The sequence below is a fragment of the Herbaspirillum lusitanum P6-12 genome, from assembly GCF_000256565.1.
Lineage (GTDB): Bacteria > Pseudomonadota > Gammaproteobacteria > Burkholderiales > Burkholderiaceae_D > Herbaspirillum > Herbaspirillum lusitanum.
On sequence record NZ_AJHH01000162.1, the window covers coordinates 1 to 10854 of the forward strand.

Below are 10854 nucleotides of genomic sequence, written 5' to 3' on the forward strand. Positions count from 1 at the left end.
CGGCAAGTCGACGCTGCTCAAAGCGCTGACCGGTTTGCTCAAGCCTGCTTCGGGCGCCATCCGCTACAACGGCAAGGACATCGCCGGCCTGAGCGCCCCCGATATCGCACGCCTCGGTATCGGCTACGTGCCGCAAGGACGCGGCCTGTTCGCCGGCATGACGGTGGCGGAGAACCTGTCGCTGGGCCGCCTTGCGCGCAAGACGGATTCTTCCAACGGCATCGCCTGGAGTGAAGAAAAAATCCTGCACTACTTCCCCCGCCTGAAAGAGCGCCTGCATACGCCGGCCGACTTCCTCTCCGGCGGCGAGCAGCAGATGGTGGCGGTGGCGCGCGCCCTGTCGGGCAACGTCAGGCTGCTGTTGCTGGACGAACCTTTCGAGGGTCTGGCGCCGGCAGTCGTACAAGAACTCTTCACCGTCTTCGATCAGTTGCGCCGCGAAGTCTCCATCGTCATCGTCGAGCACAACCTCGACCTGGTGCTGGCGCTGGCCGACCGCGTGTTTGCGCTGGAACGCGGCGCGGTATTCCACACCGGCCCGGCCGAACCGCTGCTGACCGACCTGACTTACCGCAAGCAAATTCTCTGGCTGTAATTTTTAATTTTTCAGTAACAAGGACCAACATGAACACCAGTTTGAAAGATCAACGCGTTGTCGTCACCGCAGGCGCCCAGGGCATCGGCCTGGCGATCACCGCCTCCTTCGTCGAAGCCGGCGCGCACGTCCACATCTGCGACGTCAGCGACGACTTCCTCGACAGCGCCCGCAAACAGTTCGCCCACGCGCCGGTCAGCTACAGCAAGACCGACGTCGCCAACGAAGCGCAGGTCGACGCCATGTTCGCCGAACTGGCGCAACGCTGGGGTACGCTCGACGTGCTGGTCAACAACGCCGGCATCGCCGGCCCGACCGCCAAAGTCGAAGAGACCGAATTGTCGGCCTGGGACCAGACCATCGCCGTCAACCTGACCGGACCGTTCCTGTGCACGCGCCGCGCGGTGCCGCTGCTCAAGAAAGCCGGCGGCGGCTCCATCGTCAACATCTCGTCGGCAGCCGGCCGCCTCGGCTTCCCGCTACGCACGCCCTACTCCGCTTCCAAATTCGGCGTCATCGGCCTGACCGAAAGCTGGGCGATGGAACTCGGTCCCGCCAACATCCGCGTCAACGCCATCCTGCCCGGCATTGTTGCCGGCGAACGCCAGGAGCGCGTGATCGCGGCCAAGGCGGCGTCCTACAACATCGGCCACGAAGAAATGCGCGAGCGCCTGTTGTCCAAGGTGTCGATGCGCAAGATGGTCACCGCGCAAGATATCGCCAACCAGATCATCTACATTTGCTCACCGGCCGGCTCCGCCATCAGCGGGCAGAGTTTGTCGGTCTGCGGTAATGTCGAGCATCTCGGCTAACACCCCAATTCAAGGAGACACCCATGAATGAAAAAATCGCCGTCATCGGCGCCGGACTGATCGGCCGCGCCTGGGCCATCGTCTTCGCCCGCGCCGGTTGCAGCGTCGCCATCTACGATGCCGTGCCGGAAGCGCTCAGCGCCTGCACCAAGCTCCTGCACGACAACATCAGCGACCTCGCCAAACACGGCCTGATCACGGAAACGCCGGAGGTCGTGCTGGCGCGCATCAAGCCGGCGAGCACCTTGGCCGAAGCGCTCAAGGGCGCTGCGCTGGTGCAGGAAAACGTCAAGGAAACGGTCGAAGTCAAACGCCAGATCTTCGCCGAGATGGACAAGCTGGCCGCCCCCGACACCATCCTCACCAGCTCGACCTCGTGGATCCCGACCTCCGAGTTCTCCGAACACCTCCCCGGCCGCCACCGCATCCTGGTCGCCCACCCGGTCAACCCGCCTTATCTGGTGCCGCTGGTGGAACTCGCCCCGGCGCCATGGACCTCGGCGGAAACGGTGAAGCGCGCCCACGACATCTACACTCGCGCCGGCCAGTCGCCGGTATTGTTGAAAAAGGAAATCACCGGCTTCCTGCTCAACCGCATCCAGGGCGCGGTGCTCAACGAAGCGCTGAACCTGTACGAAAACGGCTACGCCTCGTCGGAAGATCTGGACAAGGTATTGAAAGACGGCCTCGGCCTGCGCTGGTCCTTCATGGGCCCGTTCGAAACCATCGACCTCAACGCCCCCGAAGGCGTGCTCGACTACGCCAGGCGCTACGGCCACACGTATCGCGACGTGGCAAAGACGCAGCTGCCGAACGAATGGGATGCAGCAACGCTGAAACAGATCGAGGATGAACGGCGCACCGTGCTCAAAGCCGATCAACTGGAAGAACGATCACGCTGGCGCGACAATCGATTGATGGGACTAGTCGCGCATAAGCGGAAGCAAGCAACGTAATTGGTTACAGCCGAGGAAGACAATCACGATGCCGCAGGCGAGCCCCCCAAGGCAATGCGAAGCGAGCCGAAAAAAAGAATTCCGCTTATGAGTCGCCGTTGGCGCCGTGCTCAAATCGGAAAAAGAAGGGAAACTTGTCTGAGCGCAGCGAGTTTGTTTCCCTTCCCGATTTGAGTGCGGCGCCAACGGGAACCTCGCAAAGCGAGGCGGCGAATCGTTGCGTTGGAGCAGTGCTCCAACCCTTTCTTTGCTTACTTTCTTTGGCGAAGCAAAGAAAGTGAGTAGCCGCCGGGCTACCCCCGGCAACCCCGGTAGTCCGAAGAGAAAACAGAATTAGCTACGAAAAAAACGAACTCGAACCAAACGAACTCAAACCAACAATCACCAGGAGAACCAAATGAGCAAACCCAAAAAAGTCATCATCACCTGCGCCGTAACCGGCGCCATCCACACGCCCTCCATGTCCCCCCACCTGCCCATCACCCCGGACCAAATCCGCGATGCAGCCCTGGGAGCAGCAGAAGCCGGCGCCGCCATCGTCCACCTCCACGCCCGCGACCCGCAAAACGGCAAGCCGACGCAAGACCCCAACGAATTCCGCAAATTCCTGCCGCAAATCAAAGCCAAATCCAATGTCGTCATCAACCTCACCACCGGCGGCGCACCGACGATGGGTGTCGAAGAGCGCCTGCAACCGGCACTGCAACTCAAACCTGAAGTCGCCTCGCTCAACATGGGATCGATGAACTTCGGCCTGTACGAAATGCTCGACCGTTTCAAGGATTTCAAGTACGACTGGGAAAAGCCCTACCTCGCCGAATCCGACGACCGCATCTTCCGCAACACCTTCAAGGACATCGCCTACATCCTCGAATCATGCAGCGCCAACCAGACCCGTTTTGAAATCGAGTGCTACGACATCGGCCATCTCTACACCGCCGCCCACTTCATCGATCGCGGCCTGATCAAGCCGCCGTTCCTGATCCAGTCGGTGTTCGGCCTGCGCGGCGGCATCGGCAACGACGTCGAAGACGTGATGCACATGAAGCGCACCGCCGACCGCCTGTTCGGCGACGACTACTACTGGTCGGTGCTGGGCGCCGGCCGCGGCCAGATCCCGATCGCGACCATGTCGGCGGCAATGGGCGGACATACCCGCGTCGGCCTGGAAGATTCACTGTGGGACGGTCCAGGCAAGCTGGCGCAGAGCAACGCCGCGCAAGTCAAGCGCATCCGCACCGTGATCGAAGCGCTGTCGCTGGAAGTGGCGACGCCGGACGATGCGCGCCAGATGCTCAAGCTCAAGGGCGGCGACAACGTCGGCTTCTAAGCGAACCGCCATCCCGCCTACACGCCTCTTCAGCCGGCTCCTACAGGCCATGTAGGAGCTGCTTTACTTTTTATCTCCCGCGGCGCTTCACGATTTTTGTGAGCGCCGTTTTTTTTATTTTCTTTTTTCCGTCAGCTTTCTTTTTCGTTCGAAGAAGATGGTTCCAGATGACGGCCATTTTCCGCCTGTTCATGCGCGGTGCCGCCGACTCGCTGTCAGTTTGTGAAAGCGAGTCTGCCGATGGCGAGCTTGCCTGCGGAACACCATTGCGACCACCCCGGTCGAACTTTCAGCAAAAAACAAAAGGCCGAAGCCTTGGCTTCAGCCGACCCCAGGTAAACGGCGCAGCAGGTCCGCTACCGTCCGTGCAGTGCGGCGCCACGTGCTAACCAGCCCAGGTGAACAATGAAAAAAGGTAACCCGCCTCCGAGTGAACCCGGCGTGGCTTCGCGCCGCGGATTTCTCTTCAAGACCATCGCCATTGTTCCGGCTGCGTCTGCATTGACGACCGCGGCGTTGTTGCCGTCGGCGGCGCAAACGGCCGACGTTGCTGTTGGCGCCGACTACCAGCCGCGCTTCTTCAATGCCGACGAATGGACCTTCCTCAAGGCTGCCGTCGACCGTCTGATCCCGGCCGATCCGGAAGGACCGGGCGCGCTCGAACTGAACGTGGCCGCCTTCATCGACGGCCAGATGGAGTCGGGCTTCGGCCACGCCTCGAACTGGTACATGCAGGGACCGTTCAAGGGCGACGCGCCGGCGCTGTTCGGCTACCAGGCCAGCATGCCGCCGCGTGAACTGTACCGCGCCGGCATCGCTGCACTCAACGAACACTGTCGCAAGAATTTCAGCGGCAAGACCTTCGCCCAACTGGCCCCGGCCGAGCAGGAACAACTGTTCAAGGACATGGACGGCGGCACGCTGAAATTCGAACAGGTATCGGCGCAGTGGTTCTTCACCTTCCTGCTGCAGAACACCAAGGAAGGCTACCTGTCGGACCCGATCCACGGCGGCAACAAGGGCATGGCGAGCTGGAAGATGATCGGCTTCCCCGGCGCGCGTGCGGACTTCCTCGACTTCGTCGGCCCGTCCGACAAGGTCTATCCGTATGGTCCGGTGAGCTTAGGCAAACGCAGCTAGAGGAAATGAAGGAACTGAGTGAGGCAGCGCCTTACCCGCCACAAGAACAAGGAACAACAAGGAAGAACGAGCATGGCAGACATCACCAAACCGAAAGTAGACGTCGTCCTGGTCGGCATGGGCTGGAGCGGTTCCATCATGGGCATGGAAATGACCGAAGCCGGTCTCAGCGTGGTCGGCCTGGAGCGCGGCGAGACCCGCGACACCAATCCCGACTTCGCCTATCCCAAGATCGCCGACGAGCTCACTTATGCGCAGCGCTACAAGCTGATGCAAAACCTCAGCAAGGAAACCGTCACGGTGCGCCATTCACCCAATGACGACGCTCTGCCGTATCGCCAGCTCGGCTCCTTCCTGCTCGGCAACGGCCTCGGCGGCGCCGGCGTGCACTGGAACGGCGTCACCTGGCGCGCCTACGATGCCGAGCTGCAGATGCGCAGCCATTACGAACAACGCTACGGCAAGCGTTTCATCCCGGTCGACATGACGATCCAGGACTGGCCGATGACCTATGCCGAACTGGAACCGTTCTACGATCGCTTCGAATACGTTGCCGGCGTGTCGGGCAAGGCCGGTAATCTGGACGGCAAGATCATCGAGGGCGGCAATGTGTTCGAAGCGCCGCGCAAGCGCGAGTACCCGCTGCCGCCGCTGAAGAACAACGCGCCCGCCACCCTGTTCGAAACCGCCGCGCGCGAAGTCGGTTACCACCCGTTTCCGATTCCCGCCGCCAATGCGTCACAGGCGTACCAGAACCCCTACGGCATGCAACTCGGACCGTGCAACTATTGCGGTTATTGCGAGCGCTTCGGCTGCTACATGTATGCGAAGGCATCGCCGCAAACCTGTATCCTGCCGGCGCTGCTGAAGAAGCCCAACTTTGAGTTGCGCGACAAATCCTATGTCACCAGGATCAACCTCGCCGGCGACGGCAAGCGCGCCACCGGCGTCACCTACATCGATGCGCAAGGACGGTCGGTGGAACAGCCGGCCGACCTGGTGATCCTGTGCGCCTACCAGATGCACAACGTGCGGCTGCTGCTGTTGTCGGGCATCGGCAAACCCTACGATCCCAAGACCGGCGACGGCGTGGTCGGCAAGAACTTTGCCTACCAGTACAACGGCGGCATCAACGTGATCATGCCCAAGGGCACGCAATTCAACCCCTTCATCGGCACCGGCGCCGGTGGCGTGGGCATGGATGACCTCAACGCCGACCAGTTCGACCACGGTCCGCTGGGCTTCATCGGCGGCGCCTACATCAGCGCGATGGTCACCGGCGGCCGTCCCATCGGGCAATCCATCGTGCCGCCTGACACGCCCAAATGGGGCAGCGGCTGGAAGAAGGCGCTCAAGGACAATTACCTGCACGCGTTCAACATCGGTTCGGAAGGGTCGGTCATGGCCAACCGCGACAACTACCTCGACCTCGATCCGACCTATCGCGATGCCTACGGCCTGCCGCTGCTGCGCATGACCTTCGACTGGAAAGAAAACGAAATCCGCATGACCCAGTACGTCACCGACCGCGTGGTGGATGTCGCCAAGGCCATGAAGCCGAAACTCATGCACGCCGCCGCCACCAAGTCCGGCGAACACTATGATGTGCGCCCCTACCAGACCACCCACACCACCGGCGGCGCCATCTGCGGCGATCGTCCCGGCAACAGCGTGATCAACAAGTACCTGCAGTCGTGGGACGTGCATAATCTGTTCGTCATGGGCGCCAGCGCCTTCCCGCAGAACTGGGCCTACAACCCGACCGGCATGGTTGGCGCGCTGGCCTACTGGTCGGCCGCCGCGATCCGCGAGCGCTATCTGAAAAACCCCGGACCGCTGGTGCAAGCATGAGCGCGCCTCTTTTCACACGGACGACACGGGCGACACGGGCTTTGCTGGCGACGGCGACGCTGAGCCTCTCGGCGATCGCCGCCGCGCAGACCCATCCGACCCCGTCCTCGCCGCAACCGCAGCAGATCCAGCGCGGCGAATACCTGGCCCGCGCCGGCGATTGCATGGCTTGCCACACGGTCAAGGGCAAGGCGCCGTTCAGCGGGGGCCTGCCGATGAACACGCCGTTCGGCACCATCTACTCGACCAACATCACGCCGGACAAGCAGACCGGCATCGGCGAATACAGCTACGACGACTTCGCCTCTGCGCTGCGCAAGGGCAAAGGCCGCAACGGCGTGCGCCTGTATCCGGCCATGCCCTACACGTCGTTCGCCAAGCTCAGCGACGAAGACGTGTCGGCGCTGTACGCCTACTTCATGCAAGGCGTGAAGCCGGTGCAGCAAGACAATCCGAAGACCGCGTTGCCGTTCCCGTTCAACATGCGCATCCTGATGGCGGGATGGAACATGCTGTTCTTCGAGAACAAACCGTTCAAGGCCGACTCGACCCAAAGCGTCAGCTGGAATCGCGGCGCCTACCTGGTGCAGAGCCTCGGCCATTGCGGCGCCTGCCACACCCCGCACGGCCGTTTCGGCCAGGAGAAGTCACTGGACGGCAGCGACGACGGCTTCCTGTCCGGCTACACGCTGGACAACTGGCACGCGCCCAGCCTGCGCAACGACAAGGACGGCCTGGGCCGCTGGAACAAGGAACAGATCGCCTCCTACCTGCGCACCGGACGTACCACAGACGGCGCAGCATTCGGCGCGATGAGCCAGGTCATCAACGACAGCACCCAGCACCTCAGCGACGCCGACCTGCTGGCCATCGGCGAATACCTGAGCAGCCTGCCGGGCAAGAAATCGGCCGACGGCGCCGCCAGGGCGCCGGTAGCGACAGCAGCATCCAACGCGGCAGGCGCGGATCAACCGGCCACGCTGGAACTGCGGTCAGGCAAGCTGCAAACTGCAGGCGCGCTGGTGTACCTCAACAACTGCAACGCCTGCCATCGCTCGGACGGCACCGGCGCGATGAAGGCGTTCCCGGCGCTGGGAAAGAATGCGGTGGTCAATGTGGCGGATCCGACGTCGCTGATTCATGTGGTGCTGGCAGGGAGCGCGATGCCGTCCACCAAATCGGATCCTTCGCCGATGGGGATGCCGGCGTTCGGCTGGCGATTGAGTGATCAGGAGGTGGCGGAGGTGGTCAGCTTCATTCGCGGGAATTGGGGGAATCATGCGGGGGCGGTTAGCGCCGAGCAGGTGGCGGCGGTGAGGAAGGGTATTGAGAAGTGAGCTTGATGCCGGTGGTCTCTGATATTTTTCTCCGGCTTGCGTTTGTTCGCAACTGACACTGATCTTTCTTCGAGCAAGGCAAGCCCCGCCCCAAACCTGCCCTCTCCCCCAAATAAGTTACAATCTCCCTCATTCCATCAGCACCAGATCCCATGCGCCAATACCTCGATTTCATGCGCCATGTCTACGAACATGGCACCGAAAAAACCGACCGTACCGGCACCGGCACGCGCTCCGTCTTCGGCCACCAGATGCGCTTCGATCTGCAGGAAGGTTTTCCTCTGCTGACCACCAAGAAGCTGCACATCAAGTCCATCGTGCATGAACTGATCTGGTTCCTGGCCGGCTCGACCAACATTGCTTATCTGAAAGACAACGGCGTCAAGATCTGGGACGAATGGGCCGATCCCGAAGGCAATCTGGGACCGATCTACGGCTACCAATGGCGCTCCTGGCCTGCCCCCAACGGCGAGCACATCGACCAGATCGCACAGGTCGTCAGCCAGATCAGGAATAACCCTGACTCGCGCCGCCTGATCGTATCGGCCTGGAACGTGGCCGACATCCCGCAGATGAAGTTGCCGCCTTGCCACGCCTTCTTCCAGTTCTACGTGGCCGACGGCAAGCTGTCCTGCCAGCTGTACCAGCGCAGCGCCGATATCTTCCTCGGGGTGCCGTTCAACATCGCTTCCTACGCGCTGCTGACGCACATGGTGGCGCAACAGACCAACCTCGACGTCGGCGATTTCGTCTGGACCGGCGGCGATTGCCATCTGTATTCCAACCACATGGAGCAGGTGCAGGAACAACTGGCGCGCACGCCCGGCCCGCTGCCGAAACTGGTCATCAAGCGCAAGCCGGAAACCATCTTCGATTACCGGTTCGAGGATTTCGAGATCGTCGGCTATGAAGCCCAGCCGCACATCAAGGCGCCCGTGGCAGTCTGACGCCGGTTTCGCATCCATATGAAAACGCCTGCAATCGCAGGCGTTTTTGTTGTTGCATCACGCGCACCCTCGTACCTCCGGCTTCGCCCCACCTCTTCCAATGAATTAAAACAAGCCGCCGTTGCGCTCAGCTTGCGTTTAAGCTAAGTCGCATTTGTTATTTCCCTTCGGCGCCGCGACGTCCTATATTGACTGGACACATCGCCCCGAAGGGAATCCCCATGCTGCGCTCAGGAAGAAACATTGCCTTGCTGACATTCATCTGCACTTTGCTGGTGCCGGCATGGTCGGGATTGTCAGGATTGTCGGGATGGGATGCGTTGTGCGCGGCCGTCACGCTCATGATCGTCGGCATCGGCGTGCTCTATCCGCTGATCGTTTCAGGGCAGGCGAATTTGCCTCAGCACATGCAGGACGTTGAAGTGGGACCGGCGACAAGCGCGATCCTGTTCTGAAGAAAAAGAAATAATGAAATGAATCGAACGGCGCTCAGGAAGCGCCGTTGATTTTTTGCGGCGTACCGCCCGAGTCGGTGCCCGGATTTCCGTAGCGCACGTCGTCGCGCCAGCCGCCGCCAAGTGCCTTGTACAGCGACACCGTGGCCTGCAGTCGTTGCAGCTTGATCTGGCCGAGCTGGTTTTGCGCTTCCGACAGGATGCGCTGCGTGTCGAGCACCACCATCAGATCTTCGGCGCCGCTGCGATAGCGGATTTCCGACAATTCAAATGCAAAGCGCGCCTGGTCGACTTCCTGATTCTTGAGACGATAGCGCTCTTCCAGGGTGCGGATCGCGCCCAGCGATTTTTCCACTTCCGACAAGGCGCTCACCACCGCCGAACGATAGACCTGCACCAACTCCTGCTTCTGCGCCACGGCGAGATCCCGGCGGCTGTTCAGGCGGCCGGCATCGAAGATCGGCGCCGTCAGCGAGGCGCCCAGATTGGCCAGCAGATTGGGACCATCGAACAACGACAGTAATGCATTGCTTTGCGCACCGGTCGAGCCGGTCAGGCGGATGCTTGGGAACAGCGCGGCGCGCGCTACCGCCACGTTGGCGTTGGCTTCGGCCAAGCGCGCCTCGGCGCGGCGGATGTCGGGACGGCGCGTCAGCAATTCGGACGGCAGGCCGGGAGCGATCTTCGGCATCTGGATGGTCGCCAGGCCTTTTTCACCGACGCTGAAATTTTGCGGCGGACGTCCCAGCAGAATCGCCAGCGCGGTCTGCGCATCGCGCTCCTGCTGCATCAGGTCGGGCAAGGCCGCCTGCTGATTGGCGAGTGCCGAGCGCTGCCGCGCAAGGTCCAGCGGCGAAGCGGCGCCGGCGCGGCTTTGCGCTTCGACCAGCTTGAGCACGCGCTGGGCGTTGCCGACGTTTTGCCTGGCAATCTCGAGACGGTCGCGCAGCGACAGCACTTGCAGGAAGGTGGAAACGATGCCGCTGGTGACGGTCAGCGCGACGGTCTCGCGGTCGTACATGTTGGCGCGCAGCGAGGCCTCCGCCGCCGCCAGTCCGGCCCTGTTCTTGCCCCAGAAATCGACTTCGTAGTTGATCTCCAGCATGCCGCTGGCTGTGGTGGTCGGCGTGCCGCCGCTGAGCGGCAAGGCGCGGTTGGCGCTGCCGGCGAAGTCGGCGTCGGGCAACAGCGGCGCGCCGGCGATGCGGGCGTTGGCTTCGGCCTGGCGCACGCGCGACATGGCGGCGGCGATTTCAAAATTGTTCTTCTGGCCTTCGTTGACGAGACCGCTCAGCTCGGCGCTGCCGAACTGCTTCCACCAGTCGGTGTCGAGCGCCAGCTGCGCGACGCTGTTTGCACCGTCGGCGCCGGAAGCATCGCCCCACTGCTTGGGAACGTCGACCTTCTGCACCGGCTCGACGTCGACCTGCG

9 protein-coding genes and 1 pseudogene are annotated in these 10854 nt (G+C 62.1%); 9 read left to right on the plus strand and 1 reads right to left on the minus strand.

Going from position 1 to position 10854, the window contains the following annotated elements:
* The 9 genes and pseudogenes from HLUSI_RS27150 to HLUSI_RS0105535 all read left to right on the plus strand — a co-directional run.
* On the plus strand, window positions 1-595 hold a 595-nt coding region (locus HLUSI_RS27150), incomplete at its 5' end, for an ABC transporter ATP-binding protein (RefSeq protein ID WP_040503195.1).
* 29 nt (window positions 596-624) lie between these two features.
* Window positions 625-1407 carry an SDR family oxidoreductase gene (locus HLUSI_RS0105500; RefSeq protein WP_016833014.1) on the plus strand — a complete coding sequence of 261 codons (783 nt, stop codon included), beginning with the start codon at window positions 625-627 and terminating at the stop codon, window positions 1405-1407.
* Window positions 1408-1427: 20 nt separating this feature from the next.
* A pseudogene (locus tag HLUSI_RS0105505) lies at window positions 1428-2363 on the plus strand (3-hydroxyacyl-CoA dehydrogenase); the annotation flags it as partial.
* A 397-nt stretch (window positions 2364-2760) separates the two neighbouring features.
* Window positions 2761-3693 carry a 3,5-dioxohexanoate:acetyl-CoA acetone transferase gene (gene kce, locus HLUSI_RS0105510; RefSeq protein ID WP_016833016.1) on the plus strand — a complete coding sequence of 311 codons (933 nt, stop codon included), beginning with the start codon at window positions 2761-2763 and terminating at the stop codon, window positions 3691-3693.
* Between the two features lie 405 nt (window positions 3694-4098).
* Window positions 4099-4833, plus strand: a complete 735-nt coding sequence (locus HLUSI_RS0105515) for a gluconate 2-dehydrogenase subunit 3 family protein (RefSeq protein ID WP_040503196.1) — start codon at window positions 4099-4101, stop codon at window positions 4831-4833.
* Window positions 4834-4905: 72 nt separating this feature from the next.
* Entirely contained in the window at window positions 4906-6684 is a 1779-nt protein-coding gene (locus HLUSI_RS0105520) for a GMC family oxidoreductase (RefSeq protein WP_016833018.1), read from the plus strand.
* Entirely contained in the window at window positions 6681-8021 is a 1341-nt protein-coding gene (locus HLUSI_RS0105525; RefSeq protein ID WP_083830849.1) for a c-type cytochrome, read from the plus strand. Before HLUSI_RS0105520 ends, HLUSI_RS0105525 begins: the two co-directional genes overlap by 4 nt.
* A 152-nt stretch (window positions 8022-8173) precedes the next feature.
* On the plus strand, window positions 8174-8968 hold the full coding sequence (locus HLUSI_RS0105530; RefSeq protein WP_016833021.1) for a thymidylate synthase: 795 nt from the start codon (window positions 8174-8176) through the stop codon (window positions 8966-8968).
* Between the two features lie 221 nt (window positions 8969-9189).
* Window positions 9190-9423: a hypothetical protein gene (locus HLUSI_RS0105535; protein WP_040503197.1), complete on the plus strand. Its 234-nt coding sequence runs from the start codon at window positions 9190-9192 to the stop codon at window positions 9421-9423.
* 34 nt (window positions 9424-9457) lie between these two features.
* Here the strand turns inward: HLUSI_RS0105535 and HLUSI_RS27155 are convergent.
* A partial coding sequence (locus tag HLUSI_RS27155; RefSeq protein ID WP_016833026.1) for an efflux transporter outer membrane subunit occupies window positions 9458-10854 on the minus strand: 1397 nt, incomplete at its 5' end.

Excerpts from the sequence above, each read along its gene's own strand:
- HLUSI_RS0105535 (WP_040503197.1), top strand. The coding sequence starts at position 9,190 with ATGCTGCGCTCAGGAAGAAACATTGCCTTGCTGACATTCATCTGCACT.
- HLUSI_RS0105500 (WP_016833014.1), top strand. The coding sequence starts at position 625 with ATGAACACCAGTTTGAAAGATCAACGCGTTGTCGTCACCGCAGGCGCC.
- kce (WP_016833016.1), top strand. The coding sequence starts at position 2,761 with ATGAGCAAACCCAAAAAAGTCATCATCACCTGCGCCGTAACCGGCGCC.
- HLUSI_RS0105525 (WP_083830849.1), top strand. The coding sequence starts at position 6,681 with ATGAGCGCGCCTCTTTTCACACGGACGACACGGGCGACACGGGCTTTG.
- HLUSI_RS0105530 (WP_016833021.1), top strand. The coding sequence starts at position 8,174 with ATGCGCCAATACCTCGATTTCATGCGCCATGTCTACGAACATGGCACC.
- HLUSI_RS0105520 (WP_016833018.1), top strand. The coding sequence starts at position 4,906 with ATGGCAGACATCACCAAACCGAAAGTAGACGTCGTCCTGGTCGGCATG.
- HLUSI_RS0105515 (WP_040503196.1), top strand. The coding sequence starts at position 4,099 with ATGAAAAAAGGTAACCCGCCTCCGAGTGAACCCGGCGTGGCTTCGCGC.